The sequence below is a fragment of the Alphaproteobacteria bacterium HT1-32 genome, from assembly GCA_009649675.1.
Taxonomy (GTDB): Bacteria; Pseudomonadota; Alphaproteobacteria; order Rhodospirillales; family HT1-32; genus HT1-32.
Window position 1 is genome coordinate 1,196,562 of sequence record WJPL01000001.1, and the last position, 18,957, is coordinate 1,215,518.

Below are 18,957 nucleotides of genomic sequence, written 5' to 3' on the forward strand. Positions count from 1 at the left end.
GCAACACCGGGAGCACCGCGATGGCGGGCAATGAAAATTACGTCTATCTGTTCGACACCACACTGCGCGACGGCCAGCAGATGCAGGGGGTGGATTTCACCACCGTCGACAAACAGGCCATTGCCCTGGAACTGGATGCCCTTGGTGTAGATTACGTCGAAGGTGGCTGGCCCGGTGCCAACCCGACAGATGATGCCTTCTTCGCCGAACCGCCGGAACTGTCGACCGCAAAGCTGGTTGCCTTTGGCATGACCCGGCGTCCCGGGCGCTCCGTCGAGAATGATCCCGGATTTCAGGCCCTGCTGACCACCGGTGCCCGTTCCGTCTGCTTCGTCGGCAAGTCCTGGGATTTCCATGTCGATGTGGCTCTGGAAATCCCGCGTGAGGAAAATGTCGAGATGATCGCCGATTCCGTCCGCCATGCCACGGGCCGGATGGAACAGGTGATGTATGATGCCGAGCATTTCTTCGATGGCTACAAGAACAACCCGGACTATGCCCTGTCCTGCCTGAAGGCCGCCCATGATAACGGCGCCCGCTGGGTCGTGCTCTGCGATACCAATGGCGGCACCCTGCCGGACGAAATCGAACGGATTGTCGGCGAGGTCTGTCAGCATATTCCCGGCAGCCATCTTGGCATTCACTGTCATAACGACACCGGTAATGCGATCGCCAACTCACTGGCCGCCGTGCGCGCCGGGGCGCGACAGGTTCAGGGCACCCTGAACGGGTTGGGAGAGCGCTGCGGCAATGCCGATATCATCACGCTGATTGCCAACCTGAAGCTGAAAATGGGTATGGATGTCGGCATCAGCGATGCGGGCGTTGCGAAACTGACCCATATTTCGCGCATGCTGGACGAGCGGCTGAACCGTGCGCCCAATCGCGGTGCACCTTTCGTTGGCGAAAGCGCCTTTGCCCATAAAGGCGGGCTGCATGTCTCCGCGGTTGAGAAAGATCCCCGGACCTACGAACATATTGACCCGTCTGTGGTCGGCAACAACCGTCATATTGTTGTCTCGGATCAGGCCGGGCGGTCAAATATCCTCGCCCGGTTCCGCGAGATCGGGGTGGAGATCGACCCGAAGGACAAGCGGGTGACGCGACTGGTTGAAGTGGTGAAGGAACGCGAGGCCCAGGGCTATGCCTATGATGGTGCAGAAGCCAGTTTCGAACTGCTGGCCCGGCGTCTGCTGGGCGACATGCCGACCTATTTCCAGCTCTCCAGCTTCAGGGTCATTGATGAACGTCGCTGGAACGCCCGTGCGGAAGAAGTCACCCTGTCGGAAGCAACCGTCAAATTGCAGGTCGGCGATGATGAATTCATGAGCGTCGCCGAAGGTAATGGTCCGGTCAATGCCATCGACGGGGCCATGCGCAAGGTGCTGATTGATTGCTATCCCACACTGACCGACCTGCGTCTTGTCGACTACAAGGTACGTATTCTGACCCCGAATGACGGCACCGAGGCGGTAACGCGCGTCCGCATCGAAAGTGCCAGTGGCCGTGGCCGGTCGGCCCATAGCTGGTCGACCATCGGTGTTTCCACCAACATCATTTCAGCCTCATTCAACGCGTTGCGCGACTCCATTACCTACAAACTGTTCAAGGACGGAGTCGCGACCGAGCATCTGAAAGATACTTCGCCCCGGCGGACTTTCGACTGATGGCAGGGACTGACGGCAAATCTGCGGCGGCAGGGTCCGGCGGCCCGGCGATTATCCTGATCGATCCGCAGCTGGGGGAAAATATCGGCATGTGCGCCCGTGCCATGCTGAACAACGGGCTGACAGATCTCCGGCTGGTCCGCCCCCGTGACGGCTGGCCCAGCGAAAAGGCCGTGGCATCCTCCTCCGGTGCGCTGGAGAAAGGTGTCGAGGTAAAGGTGTTCGAGACAACAGCCGAAGCCATTGCTGACCTTCAGGGGGTCTATGCCACCACGGCCCGCCCCCGCGCCATGACCCAGGTGGTCATGACCCCGCGTGCGGCGGCAACCGACATGCGATCCCGGGTTGATAGCGGCCAGCAGATCGGCATTCTGTTCGGGGCAGAACGCAAGGGGCTGCATAACGACGATGTGGCGCTGGCTGATGTGGTGGTGGAAGCCCCGCTGAATCCGGCTTTTTCCTCGCTCAATCTGGCACAGGCTGTTCTGCTAGTCGGCTATGAATGGTATCAGGCCGGTGTCGAGAAGGCGCCGGTTGAGCAGGTCATGGGCGATACCCGCCCGGCCAACCGCGAAGAGCTGATCGGCCTGTTCGAACATCTGGAACGGGAACTCGATGATTGCGGTTTTCTGCTGCCTGTCGAGAAACGCCCGACCATGACCCGCAACATCCGGAATATTTTCCTGCGCGCCAACATGACGGAACAGGAAGTCCGCACCTTGCGCGGCGTGATCGTCGGGCTGGTCAAATATGGCGGACGTTACCGGAAAACCGATTAACGGCCCGTCGTCACCAGTTCAGCGGCGGCTTCACCGGCGATGCGGCCAAGGGCCACAGCGGTCAGCAGACCATTCCCTGAAAGATAACCCCAGACCGCCGGGCCGGAGACACCGCGTGCCGCGCCGCCACCGGCAAACAGATTGGGCAGTAACGAGCCGTCGGGCCGCATGGCCCGCGTCCGGTCATCAACCGTCAGCCCACCCTGCGTATGGAACAGCGTGCCGGTCACCCGGATTGCGTAGAACGGCCCTGAAAGCGGCGGCTTTTGCGTGAAATCACGACCGAAAGCATCCTCTCCCTCACCCGCCTGCAATCTGGCAACCTCATCCAGGGTTTTCTGCAAAGCCTCGGCAGGCAGGTCCGTCAGCGCAGCCAGCGCCACCGGGTCATCGGCCCTGCGGACCGCCCCGGCCTTTTCCGCCTGACGATAATCATCGAAGGTCATGCCGAGATCATGGAGACGCTGGTCGTAAATATCCCAGGCGATACCTTCCGGTTGGGCCAGAACATCGACGGCCTGCTCGGAGTAACCCTGATTCTCGTTGGAAAACCGCTTGCCCGCCAGATTGACCTGAATGCCGCCTTCCATCATCAGCGCCCAGCTGATCAGAACCGCGTGCGGCCAGGCGACAGAGCCATGTCCCTGATAGGCCCCCATATCCGCCAGCCCGGCACCAAGGCCCGCTCCCCATTTTACCGCATCGCCCTGATTGCCGACATGGCCGAAATAGATTGCGGAAACCATCTCCGGAATATGCTTTTCCAGCATCTCCCTGCTGCCGCCATATCCGTTGCAGGCCAGCACCAGTGCGTCGCAGCCGATGGCCTCTACCGACCCATCCGGTCTGGCAACCCTGACCCCGCGAACCTGTCCATCCCTCTCCGCATACAGGGCGGTTACATGGGCGTCCGTCATGATGTCGATTTCTGCGGCCGACAGGGCACCATGCAGTGCGGTAATCAGGCCGCGACCTGTCTGTTCCGCATGCGCATGCATGCGCAGCGCCGTATGACCGGGATATTTGAAACCTTCGAGCAGCACAAAGGGGATGTTGTGCCGGTCAGCCAGCCATTCCAGTGTCGGGCCGGAAGTCCGGGCAACAAGGTCGGTCAAAACAGGATCGGCCCTGCCTTTCGCCTTGCGCTGAATGTCAGCGGACATAATGGCAACAGAATCGGTCTCGCCAATGGCCGTCTGCCACCGGGTTTCACAGGCCGGAATGAAACCGGACGACAGGGCAGTCGAGCCACCGGGAGAGCTGTCCCGGTCAAGCACCAGAACCTCTGCACCCCGGTCGCGAGCTGCCAGTGCGGCAATCGAGCCACAGGCACCCGCCCCGATGACGATGACCGGAACCGTTATGTCAAAAGCAGGGATTTCATGAATGATTTCAGACATACCGCTGAGACTATCAGACTGTAGCACCACCCGCGCGCACGAATTTCGACTGTTCTTCACTCAGCCGGCAATCCTTGAAGCTGGCCCGTGTTACCGTTGCCTGCCGCAGAATGACATCATCCATATGTGCGGATTCAAAATCGGCACCGGTAAGATCGGCACCGGTGAAATCTGCCCGCCGGAGATTTGCCGGCCAGAGCTCCTGGATGGCATCTGCCGCCGACCCCAGCTCAGCCGGTTTCAGGCAGGTATCATGCAGTTTCGCCCGCGCCAGACGGGCACCGGTCAGGTTCGCACCATTCATGATCGACTTGCTGAAGTCCGCCCCCGACAAATCGGCTTCTGTGAAATCGCAGAACATCAGGATGGTGCCGGACAGATTGGCAAATTTCAGCTTGGCACCGCGAAATTTCGCACCGCTGAGATTAGCGCCTTCCAGAGATATTTCCTTCAGGTCACGACCGGAAAAGTCGGCGCATTTTCCTTTACGCCCATCTGAATTGATCCAGTACATGTGATCGCTGAGCAGTTTCTGCACATCTTCAGCCAGTTCCTCTGACATCGCCGGCATCTCGACATTTGTCAGGTCTGCATTATGCAGGTTCGTACCGACCATCAGCGCACCCTTCAGGTTTGCGCCCGTCAGTTCTGCCCCTTCGAAATTCGCACCGGAAAGATCGGCGCTGCTGATATCCGCATCCTTCAGTCTGGCCGATGTCAGATTCGCATTGGCCAGTTTCGCCTCATGCAGATTGGCCTTGTACATATCCGCGCTCGACATATTCGCCGCGTTCAGGGTCGCACTGGCCATATTCGTGCGACCGATCTCTGCAGCGACCATCTGTGCCCGCATGCGCTCCTCATCGGTCATCTGCTTTTTGGTCAGTTTTGACTTTGCGTCCATCAGGGCTCCGGGACGCATATCCGCCGAGGCCAGATTGGCGCCCGTCAGGTCAGCCCGATAGAGCAGCGCCCCCCGAAGGTCGGATTTTGACAGATTGGCGTTCCGCAGATCAGCCTTGCTCAGATCAGCCCCGAACAGATCGCAACCGGACAGGTTTGCGCCGACAAAATTACACCCGTCAAGCTTGGCCCCGGACAGATTTGCCGATGCCAGATTAACCCGCCCGAACCGGACGCCGGACAGATCACGCAATGTCAGATTTGCCCTTTGGCCGCCGGGTTTTCCCAGCAGAAAAGCCTGATGCCGTTTCAGAATGACGGCGATTTCATCTGGTTGAATCGTACTCATCGCACTTCCGGGCAGTGTATCTTCGCCGGTCAGTTCACCCGGCGAGCGGACTATAGCGCCTCTCATGCCGTGATGATACCGCCATGAGCCAGAAGCGCTTCTGACTGTTGTTCTGTCAGAATACAGCCATCAAACCGGGTATCCCTGAAATGGGATTGCGCGAAATCCACGCCATCGAGTCTGGCTGATGTCAGATCGGCCTCGCTGAGGTCCGCACCCATGACATCCACGCCGGAGAGATTGGCACTCCACATCCGCGCCGGAGTATTGGCATCCCCCGGCGCCAGTTCTGCGGGACGCAGCCGGGCCCGGCGGAAATTGGTCTTGGCCATTGTGCATTGTGTGAGGTTTGCACCATCCAGTTCTGCCCGTTCCAGAACGGCACCACTCAGGATTGATCCGCTGAGGTCGGCCAGAATAAGTTTCGCTGCGGTCAGATCAGCGTTCCGCAGGGTCGTCTCAACCAGTTTTGCACCGCAAAGGTTAAGACCCCTGAGAGAAACACCCGTCAGATCCATGCCGCTGAAATCAGCCCGCTCACCATCCCGCCCGTTGGTCGTGATCCAGCGGTTATGACGGATGACCTTCATCGCCAGATCCTGCTTCAGATCATCGAGACTTGCCGGAAGCTCCACACCCGCCAGTGATGCCCCGCCAAGTTTTGTCTGATACAGCAATGCACCGCTCATATTGACATTATCAAGCCGGGCACCTTCCAGATTGGCATTAGCCAGATCCGCATTGGCCAGATTTGCATTCTGTAATTTCGCGCCGCTCAGATTCGCCCCGACAAGTTTGGTATTGCTGAGATCTACTGAATATTCAGTCGTCTTCTCTGCTGCATCGAAACTGCCCAGCGGTCCCTGCCCTTTGGAAATCTGTTCCTTGATGACGGCTGCACGCTCGGCTTCATCCTCCGTCATATCCGCCTTGCTGAGCTTCATTTTCGCGTCCATCAGGGCACCCGGACGCATATCTGCTCCACTCAGGTCGGCACCGGAAAAATCGCAGCCAAGAAAAGTTGCTCCCCGCAGATCAGCCTTAACAAGAATCGCATTACGAAGATTCGCGCGCGAGAAATCCACGCCGAACAGGTCGGAAGCGGAGAAATCCGCCTCTTCCAGATTGCAGCCGCCAAAGCTGGAACCGGCCAGAATGGAGTTTGAGAAATTGATCTTCGGCAGGCGGTATTTCGTGACGTTGCGCAACATCATCATTGCCCGACGTCCGCCGTTTAGCCCCTTGATGAAGCGGTAGTGCAACTTCACCGTTGTGGCAAGTTCCTGCGGATCTATCCGGGCCATTCTGGCTACTCCAAATTCGGCCCTGAACATAAGCTTTGGATATATCCCCTGAAATACGTAGTTTCCGAAGATCGGCCCTCTGAACGATCACAGGCGGAAATTATCTCCGCAGGCCTGTCGGTCGCTTGACTCGCGGGAATCACCCCAATAGATTGCGCCGCGATTCACAGGGTCTGAAAGGGTCAGCCGTGACCGACAGGGATGGCGAAGATCTTTCGGAGTTTGACAGACGCCTGAAGGCGGCGCGCGGGGATAACCGCTCACCGTTTGACAGCGGAAAACCCGGCCAGCCGCCAAAATATGGCATGCTTGGTCTGGCGCTTCGTATGGGTCTGGAACTTGTTTCTGCTCTGGCCGTCGGTGCGGCAGCCGGGTGGGGACTGGACAAATGGCTGGAAACCAGCCCCTGGATCATGATTGTTGGCGTCGTCATGGGTGGCGTTGCCGGAATCATGAATGTATACAGATTTGCCGCCGGGTTTGGCGGTACCGTTGGGTATAAAAAGGCCGCGTCCAAAGAGGATGCGCCAGATGCGTAGGGAAAGAGTGTAATCGATGGCGGAAAATCATAGCCCGCTCGCACAGTTCGAGATCAAAACCCTTGTTCCGATTGATCTCGGATCGTTCGATGCGTCTTTCACAAACTCATCCGCATTCATGGTCATTTCCGTGCTGCTTGCGACCGTTTTTCTGGTCGGCGGCATGCGTAAAGGCGAGATGGTACCGGGTCGCTGGCAGTCCATGGCCGAACTCAGCTATGTGTTCGTCGCCAATCTGATCCGCGACACCGTTGGTACCGAAGGCGCGAAATATTTCCCCTTCATCTTCTCCCTGTTCATGTTCATCCTGTTTGGCAACCTGCTCGGCATGATGCCCTACAGCTTTACCTTCACCAGCCATATTGCCGTGACCTTTGCCATGGCGCTGGTGGTGTTTGTCGGTGTGACCGTGATTGCTGTTGCAAAACATGGCCTGCACTTCTTCTCGTTCTTCATGCCGCCGGGGGTTCCCATTGCAATGGCCCCGTTGCTGGTTCCGATCGAGATCATTTCCTATCTCTCGCGACCGATCAGTCTTTCGGTCCGGCTTTTCGCGAATATGACGGCCGGGCACACCCTGCTTAAGGTGTTTGCCGGGTTTGTTGCCTCACTTGGTGTCGCCGGTGTTCTGCCGCTGGCCTTCGTGACCGCACTGACCGGCCTCGAATTCGTCATCGCTTTCCTGCAGGCATATGTCTTCACCATTCTGACATGCCTGTATCTGAACGACGCCCTGCACCTCCACTAAAACGCAGAGCGCTGGAAACCACCCTTCGAAAAAAGGAAATCTATTATGGAACTTGAAGCTGCAAAGATGCTCGGCGCTGGCCTCGCGGTTATCGGCGTTATCGGATCCGGGATCGGCATTGGCTCGATCTTCGCCTCCTTCATTCAGGCTGTTGGCCGCAACCCGGCTGCTCAGTCCGCCGTGTTCCCAATGACCATGCTGGGCTTCGCCCTCGTTGAAGCCATCGCGCTTTTCGCGCTGGTTATCGCACTCGTCATTCTGTTCACCTGATACCGGCGATCCGGCTCCGGCCGGATTGCGCATGACAGGAACGTCCTATGCCGCAACTAGATCCGGCGACACCGTTTGCGCCTCAGCTCATCTGGCTGCTCATCACCTTTGGTGTGATGTTTATCCTGATGTGGAAGGTGGCCTTGCCGCGGATCGGTCAGGTTCTGGAAGCACGCCAGGACAAGATCTCTCATGATCTCGACCGCGCCGCCAAACTGCGTGAGGAAGCGGAAGAAGCCCTGAAGGCCTATGAGGCCGCCCTTGCCGAAGCGCGTTCCAGCGCCCAGGCAGAGATAGCTGACACCAACGCCAAACTGCAGAAGAAGGCTGACAAGCGCGAAGCTGAAGTCGCTGCCAAGATCGCAAAACAGCTCGAAGAAGGCGAAAGCCGGATTGCCGCTGCACGTGACGAAGCAATGAATTCTCTTCGTGATGTGGCTGTCGACGTCGCACGGTCTGCGACCGAACGTCTGATTGGTACCAAACCGGAAGACGAAGCCCTCGGTAAGGCCGTCGATGCAACTCTGCAGGAAAGGGGCTGAGAATGTTTTCTGATCCCACATTCTGGGTTGCCGTTGCCTTCGTCCTGTTCGTTGGTGTTCTCCTGTACCTCAAGGTACCGGCGAAAGTAGCCACGGCACTGGACAGTCGCTCCGTCAAGATCCGGCAGGAAATCGAAGAGGCCGAGCGCCTCCGCGAGGAAGCCAGTGATCTGCTGGCCAGCTACAAGGCCAAGCAGCGCGAAGCGATGAAGGAAGCTGAGGCCATTGTTGCCCATGCCAAGGAAGAAGCCGAACGCATGGCCAAACAGGGTGCACAGAAGCTTGAAGAGTCGATCAAGCGCCGCGAACAGCAGGCCATGGATCGTCTGGCCCAGGCCGAACAGCAGGCCATCAAGCAGGTTCGTGATCAGGCAGCCGACATTGCCCTGTCCGCAACCGAAAAGCTGATTGTCGAACAGCTTGACGCCAAGCAGTCATCGGCACTGATTACCGCCGCTATCAAGGATTTACCCAACCGGCTCAACTAAGTGCGCCACAAGCGGTAAAGACATAAATCAGGCCCTTGCGACAGCAGGGGCCTTTTTTATTGCCCGGGTTTTCCAGTTCCGTCTGCGATCTGTCGGTCCGGCAACGCCGCCTGCTGTTTCATATCCGCTTTGACCGCAGCCCTGTCCGTAACCGGAACAGTTGATTGCGGTGCGTCCGATACCGGACATTGCCCGGCATTGAAATTCCAGGATGTATTGTTCAGCACGCGGCCACAGCAGGCCCGTTTCAGCTCTCCGGAGATGACCATGCAGGTACAGGAACCGACATTAAAGTCGGCCCCGCTGTAGCGGCAGGTACAATCCGGCGCCGCAAAGGCGGTCGCGGAAATCGCAAACAAGGCCGCACCCGCCAATCCCGATAACCCCTTCAAGATGATATGCATAGCATCCTCCTGCCTCGGCGTTGGTATCAGGATATCGCAGAACCCGCAGAAATCATAGTATCTGGCGAATCCCGAGCATCAGCCGATGTCATTCGAGCGCAATCTCTCCGTCAATCCGGCAATCAAGCTCCACACCATTGACCGTCAGATGCATGCTGGCCGCCAGCTTTTCGTTACCTTGCAGCCTGCCGGAGTCAATGGCTGCCCGGACGGCAGTTTCGATCTCGCGCTGCGAAGTAATGCCGACTTTCTTGAGAAACATCCTGACCGACATTCCGAACTGATCATCATTCATTGTGGTTTCCTTCCCCGTTGCAGGTCAGCCGTTACTGACCCGATTTCGACAGATACGCACTCTGACACCTGATTCAAGCTTCGTTGCGTTGCCCGCTTCAGGCATTAGACTGCCGCCAGAATCGACTGAAACAACCGGGAGGGCCCTTCATGGCACCTGTCATGCTGGTAACCGGCGCAGCGCGTGGAATCGGGGCCTCAATTGCCCGACAGGGCGCCAGGCGCGGATATGACGTTTGTCTGACCTATGCCGGTCGCGATGAAGCAGCCGCGTCCGTCGTCGCCGATATCGAGGCCGCCGGGCGACGGGGTCTGGCCCTGAAAGCAGATGCCGGCACAGAAGCCGGCGTGCTGGAAACCTTTGCCGCCATAGACAGCCATTTCGGGCGGCTTGATGCCTTTGTCGGCAATGCCGGGGTCACCGGGGCCTTTACAGAACTGGCGGATATCGACGCGGAGATGCTGCGCCGGACCCTCGACATCAATATTTTTGGCCTGATTTTAGGCTGTCGTGAGGCCGTCCGCCGGATGAGTACGGAGCGCGGAGGCAAAGGCGGCAATATCGTGCTGATCTCTTCTGTTGCCGCAGAACTTGGCTCACCGCATGAATATGTCCACTACGCCGCCACCAAGGGCGCGGTCAACAGCATGACCGTAGGTCTCGCCCGGGAAGTCGCCGAACAGGGGATCCGCGTCAATGCCGTATCCCCCGGCATGGTCGAAACCGATATTCATGCCGATGCCGGCCGACCCGAGCGGCTGACCGAGAAGGCCCCGGCCATTCCCATGAAACGGCCCGGACTGCCGGACGAGATCGCCGAAGCAACCCTGTGGCTGCTGTCTGACGCAGCCAGTTATTGCACCGGGTCGAACATCAAGGTTTCGGGCGGTCGATGACAGACGATCCGCAACATCGCTATCAGGCACTGCTCGACAGTGGCGAGATACAGCCGGACAGCGGGCAGAAAGCTGCCGTTCTTGCTTTCCAGAAAATGCATGATGCGCTGAACGGCTATGTCCCCGCCACGGGACAATCCAGCTGGAAAGCCTGGTTTGATCGCCGCAAGCAGCAAACCGCGCCGAAAGGTCTCTATCTGTGGGGCGGGGTCGGACGCGGAAAATCCATGCTGATGGACATGTTTTTCGAAACGGCCCCGGTCGAGCATAAACAGCGTGTTCATTTTCATGCCTTCATGCTGGAAGTCCATGACCGGCTGCACCGGTTCCGGCAGGCCGCCAAGGCGGGTAAGGTTGAAGCTGATCGCGATCCCATGCCGGCACTGGCCCGGGTGATCGTCGACAAGGCCTGGCTGCTCTGCTTTGACGAATTTCAGGTCAACAACATCACGGATGCGATGATTCTGGGACGGTTGTTCACCGCCCTGTTCGAGGCCGGGGTTGTGGTCGTCGCCACCTCGAATGTCATGCCGGACAACCTCTACAAGGATGGCCTGCAACGTGATCGCTTCCTGCCCTTCATCGATGTGGTGAAGCAGCATATGACCGTGATGGAGATTGATGACGGTTCGGATCATCGTCTCGGACGCATTCAGGGCCGGCAGGTCTATCACTCGCCGCTAAGCCCGGAGGCCACGCAGGAGCTGGAGCGAACCTTTTTCGACCTGACCGACACGGAACAGGGTGAGCCGGTGACGCTGGAAGTTCAGGGACGTAAACTTCAGATTCCCCGCGCCGCCCGCAACGTCGCCTTCGTTTCCTTCGAAGATCTCTGCGCAAAGGCACTGGGAGCGGCTGATTATCTGGTGCTGGCACAGCATTTCGATACCGTGATCATGGATGGCATACCAAAACTCGGGCCGGAAAACCGGAACGAGGCCCGGCGTTTCGTTCATCTGGTTGATGCGCTCTATGAAGCACATTGCAAATTCATCTGTGCCGCCGATGCCAGCCCCGTCGATCTGCATCCCGCCGGTGATACCGCCTTTGAATTTCAACGTACGGCCTCACGGCTGATCGAGATGCAGGCCGATGATTACATCGCAGCGCCGCACGCTACCTGATCCTGTTGCTGCTGACAGACCCTGTCAGCGCCTCATGCTAATCAGTTCGGAAATAACGGGGGAAGAAAGATGACCAAGGGCCTGAATGTTGGCAGCGATGGTGTCAGCCGCTGCTGGTGGTGCGGTGATGACGATTTTTATCAGGGCTATCACGACAATGAATGGGGCAATCCGATCACTGATGACCGTACCCTGTTCGAGAAAATCTGCCTTGAAGGATTTCAGTCCGGCCTGAGCTGGATCACCATTCTGCGCAAACGGGAGAATTTCCGGGCTGGTTTCGCGAATTTTGAATTCCGCAGGATCGCTGAATTCAACGAACAGGATGTTGAGCGCCTGCTGGGGGATGCGGGTATCGTCCGTCACCGCGGCAAAATTGAATCGACCATCAATAATGCAAAGCGTGCCATCGAGCTGGTGGAGGAAGCCGGGTCGCTGTCGGCCTTCTTCTGGTCATTTGAGCCTGACCCAGCAAGTCGCCCCCCGGTGATCGATCACGCTTCCATGTCCGTCATCGGCAAATCTCCGGAATCCGTTGCCCTGTCCAAGGCCCTCAAGAAACGCGGCTGGAGCTTTGTCGGACCAACCACGGCCTATGCCTTCATGCAGGCAATGGGACTGGTCAACGACCATCTTGAAGGCTGTCATCGCCGCGATGATCTGCTGGCCGCACGCCGGTCCCTGCAGGCCGGTTCCTGAAGAAATTCCGGCCTCGTTCCACACCATTTTTGCCGCCCTGCGATCATCGCCCTGACACGCAGAAAACCAGTCCTCTCCGGTTCCATCGGAGAGAAGCCGGGCCACAATCCATCGGCCGTGGTGAAAAAGCCTTCGCCGGCAGCGAAAAATCGCGGCTGTGCGACTTGCGCGCCCCCCGGCTAGATGATAGTTACCCCGCGCACTTCGTCGAAACTTGTTTCGGGGACGGCGTTGGGTGCGTTCAGAAAAAAGGCCGTCCGGGGACGGTCGTCAGAGAAACCGAGAGGGCAAGCATTCGTGTCTTCGGAGATCGCAGGGCGTTACGCCACAGCATTGTATGATCTTGCCGACACCGGCAAGAAACTGGACGAGGTCGCAGACGATTTGCGCGGTTTGCAGCAGATGCTGACAGATTCGGCTGATCTGACCAGACTGGTCCGCTCTCCGCTCAGCGACCGGGACGAACAGGGCAAAGCCATGTCCGCCGTCCTGTCGAAAGCCGGTGCAACGGAACTCGTCACAAATTTCATCGGGGTAGTCGCCCGTAATGGCCGCCTTTTTGCGCTGGCCGACATGTGCGACGCCTACCTCAAACTACTTGCGAGCCGTCGGGGCGAAGTGACCGCACAGGTCACCTCTGCCGTTAAACTGACAAAGGCTCAGGAAACGGCTGTCGCCAACGCCCTCAAGGGTGAGGCCGGCGGCAAGGTTGCGGTCGAAACCAGTGTTGATCCCGGCTTGCTGGGCGGACTGGTTATTCGTGTTGGATCACGCATGATCGACACATCGATACGCACCAAACTTCAACAAATGCGACTCGCCATGAAAGGGGTTGGATGATGGACATCCGCGCCGCGGAAATCTCCGCCATTCTGAAAGACCAGATTGCAAATTTCGGTCAGGAAGCCGAAGTAGCCGAAGTTGGCCAGGTACTGTCAGTCGGTGACGGCATCGCCCGTGTGTACGGCCTGGATCAGGTCCGTGCCGGTGAAATGGTTGAATTCCCGGGCGGCGTCAAAGGTATGGCGCTCAACCTGGAAAGCGACAATGTCGGTATCGTTATCTTCGGCGATGACCGGGGCATTAAGGAAGGCGACACCGTCAAGCGGACCGGCGCCATCGTTGACGTTCCGGTTGGCGAAGGCCTTCTTGGCCGCGTCGTTGACGGCCTCGGCAACCCGATCGACGGCAAGGGCCCGATTGAAGGTGCCACCCGCCAGCGCGTTGAAGTCAAGGCACCGGGCATTATCCCGCGTAAATCGGTTCATGAGCCGATGCAGACCGGCCTCAAGGCAATTGACAGCCTGATCCCGGTTGGTCGTGGCCAGCGTGAGCTGATCATTGGTGACCGTCAGACCGGCAAGACCGCCGTCATCATCGACACCATCCTGAACCAGAAGGCCGTCAATGAAGGCAAGGATGAGAGCTCGAAGCTCTATTGCATCTATGTCGCCGTCGGTCAGAAGCGTTCCACGGTTGCTCAGCTCGTCAAGACGCTGACCGACTATGACGCCATGAAATATTCCATCGTTGTGGCTGCTACCGCGTCGGATCCTGCACCGCTGCAGTTCCTCGCACCCTATACCGGCTGCACCATGGGCGAATTCTTCCGCGACAGCGGCCGCCACGCGGTTATCTTCTATGATGATCTGTCAAAGCAGGCTGTTGCCTATCGTCAGATGTCCCTGCTGCTGCGTCGTCCTCCGGGACGTGAAGCCTATCCGGGTGACGTTTTCTATCTCCACAGCCGTCTGCTGGAACGCGCCGCGAAAATGGGTGAAGAAGCCGGTCTCGGCTCACTGACCGCCCTGCCGGTGATTGAAACCCAGGCTGGTGACGTGTCTGCCTATATTCCGACCAACGTGATTTCGATCACCGATGGTCAGATCTTCCTGGAAACCGATCTGTTCTATAAGGGCATTCGCCCGGCTGTGAACGTCGGTCTGTCCGTGTCCCGCGTTGGTTCAGCCGCGCAGATCAAGGCCATGAAACAGGTTGCCGGTTCCATTAAGCTGGAACTTGCCCAGTATCGTGAAATGGCTGCCTTCGCGCAGTTCGCCTCCGATCTTGACCCGGCCACCCAGAAGCTTCTGGCCCGTGGCGAGCGTCTGACCGAACTCCTGAAGCAGCCGCAGTACACGCCGCTTCCGGTTGAAGAGCAGGTTTGCGCAATCTATGCCGGTGTGAAGGGCTACCTCGACAAGATCGCGGTGTCTGACATCAACCGCTTTGAGAAGCAGTATCTCGACGATCTGCGGGCCAAAGGCAGCGACATTCTTGAGGGTATCCGCAAGGAAAAAGCCCTTACGGATGAGCTCGACAAGAAGCTTGCCGCCTTCCTGGAAGATTTTTCCAAGAAGTTCGCCTGATCCCGGACAAGGTAATGAAGGCCTGATTCATGGCTAATCTCAAAGACCTACGAGCACGGATCAACAGCGTCAAATCGACGCAGAAGATCACCTCGGCAATGAAAATGGTCGCAGCTGCCAAGCTGCGCCGCGCTCAGGAAGGCGCTGAGGCTGCAAGGCCCTATGCTGTCCGGATGGATCGTATGCTGGGGTCACTGGCCGGCTCTTTCGACGGCGTTGAAGGTGCACCGGGCCTGCTGGCCGGCACCGGCGACGACAAGGTCCAGCTGCTGGTTGCCTTTACCGGTGACCGCGGACTTTGCGGCGCATTCAACGGCTCGATCATTCGTGAAACCACACGTCTCGCCAATCAGCTCAAGGCTGACGGCAAGACCGTGAAGATCCTCTGCGTTGGCCGCAAGGGTCATGACATCCTGAAGCGCCGCTTCCCGAACGATCTTGCCGGGGTTATCTCCGGTCTCGGTCGCCGTGTCGTGGTCTACAGTGAGGCTGTCCAGGTTGCAGACAAGATCGTTGAGATGTTCGAGGCAGGCGAGTTTGATGTCTGCACGGTCGTCTTCAACCGGTTCAAGTCAGCCATCAGCCAGATCATCACCCGTCAGCAGCTGATTCCCTTTACCGGAACCGAAGCGGAGGAGGCAGAAGAAGCCTCACCGGCAACGGCGTCAGGCGCGATCTACACTTACGAGCCGGACGAAACGGAAATTCTGGAAGAACTGCTGCCGCGCAACATCCGCACGCAGGTTTTCCAGGCTCTGCTGGAAAGCTCAGCGTCTGAACATGGTGCGCGTATGACCGCCATGGACAACGCAACGCGGAACGCGGGCGACATGATTGACGGACTGACGATGACCTACAACCGGACACGTCAGGCTGTGATTACCAAAGAACTTATTGAAATCATCTCGGGCGCGGAAGCGCTCTAACGAACGGCAATCGGAGCAACACGATGGCAAAAAATAACGTTGGCACCATCTCCCAGGTAACAGGGGCGGTCGTGGACGTGCGATTCGCTGGCGGCGAACTGCCGGCGATCATGAACGCGCTTGAAACCACCAACGACGGCAAGCGGCTGGTTCTCGAAGTCGCCCAGCATCTCGGCGAAAACATGGTCCGTACCATCGCCATGGATGCGACCGAAGGTCTGGTCCGCGGTCAGGAAGTCACCGATAACGGTTCACCGATTCAGGTGCCGGTCGGTCCGGGTACGCTTGGCCGTATCATCAACGTCATCGGCGAGCCGATCGACGAACGTGGTCCGATTGATACCGACAAGACCCTCCCGATTCACCGTTCAGCTCCGACATTCGATGAGCAGTCGACGGAAACGGAAATTCTCTCCACCGGCATTAAGGTTGTTGACCTGATCGCCCCTTACGCAAAGGGCGGCAAGATCGGCCTGTTCGGCGGTGCGGGCGTTGGCAAGACCGTGCTTATCATGGAACTGATCAACAACGTCGCTAAAGGCCACGGTGGTTATTCCGTGTTTGCCGGTGTCGGCGAACGTACCCGTGAAGGGAACGATCTGTACCACGAAATGATGGAATCCGGCGTTATCGTTCCGGACGGCGAATCAAAAGCCGCCCTGGTTTATGGCCAGATGAACGAGCCGCCGGGAGCCCGTGCCCGTGTCGCCCTTTCCGGTCTGACACTGGCTGAATATTTCCGTGATGAAGAAGGCCAGGACGTGCTGTTCTTCGTCGATAACATCTTCCGTTTCACGCAGGCCGGTTCCGAAGTGTCCGCACTTCTGGGTCGTATCCCGTCCGCTGTGGGCTATCAGCCGACACTGGCGACTGATATGGGTGCCCTGCAGGAACGTATTACCTCGACGAAGAAGGGTTCGATCACCTCGGTGCAGGCCATTTACGTGCCGGCCGATGACTTGACCGATCCGGCTCCTGCCACATCCTTTGCTCACCTCGATGCCACCACGGTGCTGTCGCGTCAGATCGCAGAACTGGGTATTTACCCGGCTGTTGATCCGCTCGACTCCACCTCGCGCATGCTTGATCCGCGGATCATCGGTGAAGAGCATTACAGTGTTGCAACGAAGGTCCAGCAGGTGCTGCAGGGCTACAAGTCGCTGCAGGACATCATTGCCATTCTGGGCATGGACGAACTGTCGGAAGAAGACAAACTGACCGTTGCCCGCGCCCGCAAGATCCAGCGCTTCCTGTCACAGCCGTTCCATGTGGCCGAAGTGTTCACCGGTTCACCGGGCGTGCTGGTCTCGCTGGAAGAAACCATTCGTGGCTTCAAGGGCATTGTTGAAGGTGAGTATGACCATCTGCCGGAATCGGCATTCTACATGGTCGGCACCATCGATGACGCCATTGCCAAAGCCAAGAAGATGGCGGAAGCCGCTTAAGGAGCGATCGCTATGGCCGACACACTCGAATTCGAACTGGTTTCACCCGAACGCCTGCTCATGTCAGAGCCGGTCGAAATGGTCGTGGTACCCGGCGGTGACGGCGATATCGGTGTGTTACCGGGCCACTCACTGCTGATTGGTACAGTGCGACCGGGTGTGATCGATATCCACGAAGGCGGCAAGGTGAAGGAAAAGATCTTCGTCGCCGGTGGCTTCGCCGAAGTCACACCGGAACGCTGCACCGTGCTTGCTGAAGAAGCGATGCCGCTCAGCGACCTGACAGTCGAACTTGCCGACGCCCGCCAGAAACAGGCGGACGAAGATGATGACGATCAGGGCCGCAAAGTGGCCGAAGCCATGCGGGTTGCCCTCGCACACTGAGTGGCTTCACAGAATTGAAGACAAAACGGCGCTCCCACGGGGCGCCGTTTTTCGTTGGGCTTTCAGGCACCCAGCCAGTAACGCCAGGCGAGGCCCAGACAAGCGGCAACGACCAGTGTGGTGATAATGCCCATATGTCGCACAAGGATCATGAAACAGGCGACAAGGGCGATTGAGAGCATGGCCAGATCAATGCTGCCCAAATCGGGGACCAGCAGCTTCAGCGGACCCGCCTCAACCTGCATGGTACGCAGGAAGATCGCCTGAACGGAAAACCAGACGGCGAGGTTGAGGATCACCCCGACAACCGCTGCCGTAACCCCCTTCAGGGCACCGGCAATGCGTCCGGCCTGTTGCAGGCGCTCGATATAGGGTGCCCCGGCAAAGATCCACAGGAAACAGGGAGCGAAGGTCGCCCAGAGCGCGATCAGGGCACCAATGGCCCCCATCAGGGCCGGTGACATTCCCTGTGACCGGTAGGCCCCGAGATAGCCGACAAACTCTGTCACCAGAATCAGCGGACCGGGTGTGGTCTCGGCCAGTCCCAGCGCATCCAGCATTTCGCGGGCACTCAGCCAGCCATAACCATCGACCGCTTCCTGTGCCATATAGGCGAGAACCGCATAGGCACCGCCAAAAGTCACCATCGCCAGCTTGGAGAAAAACAGGCCGATCTGGCTGAACACATGATCGCCACCAAAACTGAACCAGACGGCAATCAGTGGCAGCAACCACACAAGCAGCCAGATGCTGACTGTCCGTATCGTCGCACCGGCTGAGACCGGCGCCGCGGGGACTGTATCACCGGCATGGGCCGGTCCCGGCTTGTGAACCAGCCAGCCAGCAACAGCCGCAGCCAGAATGATCAGGGGAAATGGCAGGTCAAAAGCGAAGATTGCGATGAAAGCGAAGACAGCGGTCAGCCAGTCCACCGGCCGTTTCAGCGCCTTGCCGGCAATCCGGAACAATGCGTGGAGAACAATCGCCAGCACCGCACCCTTGATCCCGTAGAAAATTGCTGCGGCGAAACTTGTCTCGCCATAGGCCGCATAAATCCAGGCCAGCAACCAGATGACCAGAGCACCGGGAATGACAAACAACAACCCGGCAATCAGGCCCCCGCGCAGACCATGGGTCAGCCAGCCGATATAGGTGGCAAGCTGCATGGCTTCCGGCCCCGGCAGCAGCATGCAGAAATTCAGCGCATGCAGAAACCGGTTATCGGAAATCCATTTGCGGTCCTCGACGATCTCGCGATGCATCAGCGCAATCTGGCCAGCCGGTCCGCCAAAGGACAGCAGTCCGATTTTCGCCCAGACGGCAAACATCTCGGCAAAGGAAGGGGTTTTGATTGTTGTCGGTGTTTCAGCGTCAGACATGCCCAGTTACTCCCGGCGTTAACGGGCGGCGCTTGGGCAAATGCCTA

21 protein-coding genes are annotated in these 18,957 nt (G+C 58.3%); 15 read left to right on the forward strand and 6 right to left on the reverse strand.

The window, feature by feature from the left end:
• The first annotated feature begins 20 nt into the window (after positions 1 to 20).
• Both GH722_05700 and GH722_05705 read left to right on the forward strand, forming a co-directional pair.
• Positions 21 to 1,667, forward strand: a complete 1,647-nt coding sequence (locus GH722_05700) for a citramalate synthase (GenBank protein ID MRG71251.1) — start codon at positions 21 to 23, stop codon at positions 1,665 to 1,667.
• A complete protein-coding gene (locus GH722_05705) occupies positions 1,667 to 2,446 on the forward strand; it encodes an RNA methyltransferase (GenBank protein ID MRG71252.1) in 780 nt (259 codons plus the stop codon). The genes GH722_05700 and GH722_05705 overlap by 1 nt, the downstream gene beginning before the upstream one ends.
• On the opposite strand, the gene GH722_05710 is transcribed toward GH722_05705, so the two are convergent.
• The 3 genes from GH722_05710 to GH722_05720 are packed head-to-tail and all read right to left on the reverse strand — an operon-like array spanning position 2,443 to position 6,432.
• Positions 2,443 to 3,846 carry an FAD-dependent oxidoreductase gene (locus tag GH722_05710; protein MRG71253.1) on the reverse strand — a complete coding sequence of 468 codons (1,404 nt, stop codon included), beginning with the start codon at positions 3,844 to 3,846 and terminating at the stop codon, positions 2,443 to 2,445. The genes GH722_05705 and GH722_05710 overlap by 4 nt on opposite strands.
• Before the next feature lie 13 nt (positions 3,847 to 3,859).
• On the reverse strand, positions 3,860 to 5,164 hold the full coding sequence (locus tag GH722_05715) for a pentapeptide repeat-containing protein (GenBank protein ID MRG71254.1): 1,305 nt from the start codon (positions 5,162 to 5,164) through the stop codon (positions 3,860 to 3,862).
• Entirely contained in the window at positions 5,161 to 6,432 is a 1,272-nt protein-coding gene (locus tag GH722_05720; protein MRG71255.1) for a hypothetical protein, read from the reverse strand. Before GH722_05720 ends, GH722_05715 begins: the two co-directional genes overlap by 4 nt.
• A 275-nt stretch (positions 6,433 to 6,707) precedes the next feature.
• Between GH722_05720 and GH722_05725 the strand changes: the two genes are divergently transcribed.
• From GH722_05725 to GH722_05745, 5 genes are read left to right on the forward strand one after another with little or no spacing between them, the layout of a single operon-like run.
• A complete protein-coding gene (locus GH722_05725) occupies positions 6,708 to 6,941 on the forward strand; it encodes an ATP synthase I (GenBank protein ID MRG71256.1) in 234 nt (77 codons plus the stop codon).
• A gap of 16 nt (positions 6,942 to 6,957) precedes the next feature.
• On the forward strand, positions 6,958 to 7,689 hold the full coding sequence (locus GH722_05730; protein MRG71257.1) for a F0F1 ATP synthase subunit A: 732 nt from the start codon (positions 6,958 to 6,960) through the stop codon (positions 7,687 to 7,689).
• Positions 7,690 to 7,734: 45 nt separating this feature from the next.
• Positions 7,735 to 7,959, forward strand: a complete 225-nt coding sequence (locus tag GH722_05735; protein ID MRG71258.1) for a F0F1 ATP synthase subunit C — start codon at positions 7,735 to 7,737, stop codon at positions 7,957 to 7,959.
• A 47-nt stretch (positions 7,960 to 8,006) separates the two neighbouring features.
• Entirely contained in the window at positions 8,007 to 8,501 is a 495-nt protein-coding gene (locus GH722_05740) for a F0F1 ATP synthase subunit B' (protein MRG71259.1), read from the forward strand.
• 2 nt (positions 8,502 to 8,503) lie between these two features.
• The gene (locus GH722_05745; protein MRG71260.1) at positions 8,504 to 8,989 is read left to right on the forward strand and encodes a F0F1 ATP synthase subunit B; all 486 of its coding nucleotides are present in this window, start codon (positions 8,504 to 8,506) and stop codon (positions 8,987 to 8,989) included.
• Between the two features lie 56 nt (positions 8,990 to 9,045).
• On the opposite strand, the gene GH722_05750 is transcribed toward GH722_05745, so the two are convergent.
• Both GH722_05750 and GH722_05755 read right to left on the reverse strand, forming a co-directional pair.
• Positions 9,046 to 9,393 (reverse strand): hypothetical protein, encoded by a 348-nt coding sequence (locus GH722_05750; protein MRG71261.1) that lies wholly within the window; start codon positions 9,391 to 9,393, stop codon positions 9,046 to 9,048.
• 88 nt (positions 9,394 to 9,481) lie between these two features.
• Positions 9,482 to 9,688 (reverse strand): hypothetical protein, encoded by a 207-nt coding sequence (locus GH722_05755; protein ID MRG71262.1) that lies wholly within the window; start codon positions 9,686 to 9,688, stop codon positions 9,482 to 9,484.
• 149 nt (positions 9,689 to 9,837) lie between these two features.
• On the opposite strand from GH722_05755, the gene GH722_05760 reads away from it, so the two are divergent.
• From GH722_05760 to atpC, 8 genes are all read left to right on the forward strand, one after another.
• Positions 9,838 to 10,584, forward strand: coding sequence for an SDR family oxidoreductase (locus tag GH722_05760; GenBank protein ID MRG71263.1), 747 nt, complete (start codon positions 9,838 to 9,840; stop codon positions 10,582 to 10,584).
• Positions 10,581 to 11,708 carry a cell division protein ZapE gene (zapE, locus tag GH722_05765; GenBank protein ID MRG71264.1) on the forward strand — a complete coding sequence of 376 codons (1,128 nt, stop codon included), beginning with the start codon at positions 10,581 to 10,583 and terminating at the stop codon, positions 11,706 to 11,708. Before GH722_05760 ends, zapE begins: the two co-directional genes overlap by 4 nt.
• A gap of 69 nt (positions 11,709 to 11,777) precedes the next feature.
• Positions 11,778 to 12,407: a DNA-3-methyladenine glycosylase I gene (locus GH722_05770; GenBank protein ID MRG71265.1), complete on the forward strand. Its 630-nt coding sequence runs from the start codon at positions 11,778 to 11,780 to the stop codon at positions 12,405 to 12,407.
• Between the two features lie 183 nt (positions 12,408 to 12,590).
• Positions 12,591 to 13,247: a F0F1 ATP synthase subunit delta gene (locus GH722_05775; GenBank protein MRG71266.1), complete on the forward strand. Its 657-nt coding sequence runs from the start codon at positions 12,591 to 12,593 to the stop codon at positions 13,245 to 13,247.
• Positions 13,247 to 14,776: a F0F1 ATP synthase subunit alpha gene (locus tag GH722_05780; GenBank protein ID MRG71267.1), complete on the forward strand. Its 1,530-nt coding sequence runs from the start codon at positions 13,247 to 13,249 to the stop codon at positions 14,774 to 14,776. The genes GH722_05775 and GH722_05780 overlap by 1 nt, the downstream gene beginning before the upstream one ends.
• A 29-nt stretch (positions 14,777 to 14,805) precedes the next feature.
• Complete coding sequence (locus GH722_05785) at positions 14,806 to 15,702, forward strand: F0F1 ATP synthase subunit gamma (GenBank protein ID MRG71268.1); 897 nt, start codon at positions 14,806 to 14,808, stop codon at positions 15,700 to 15,702.
• Positions 15,703 to 15,725: 23 nt separating this feature from the next.
• Entirely contained in the window at positions 15,726 to 17,147 is a 1,422-nt protein-coding gene (atpD, locus tag GH722_05790) for a F0F1 ATP synthase subunit beta (protein MRG71269.1), read from the forward strand.
• 12 nt (positions 17,148 to 17,159) lie between these two features.
• Positions 17,160 to 17,531 carry an ATP synthase F1 subunit epsilon gene (gene atpC / locus GH722_05795; protein MRG71270.1) on the forward strand — a complete coding sequence of 124 codons (372 nt, stop codon included), beginning with the start codon at positions 17,160 to 17,162 and terminating at the stop codon, positions 17,529 to 17,531.
• A 62-nt stretch (positions 17,532 to 17,593) separates the two neighbouring features.
• Here the strand turns inward: atpC and chrA are convergent, their stop codons facing one another.
• Positions 17,594 to 18,910, reverse strand: a complete 1,317-nt coding sequence (gene chrA, locus GH722_05800) for a chromate efflux transporter (GenBank protein MRG71271.1) — start codon at positions 18,908 to 18,910, stop codon at positions 17,594 to 17,596.
• Positions 18,911 to 18,957 lie beyond the last annotated feature (47 nt).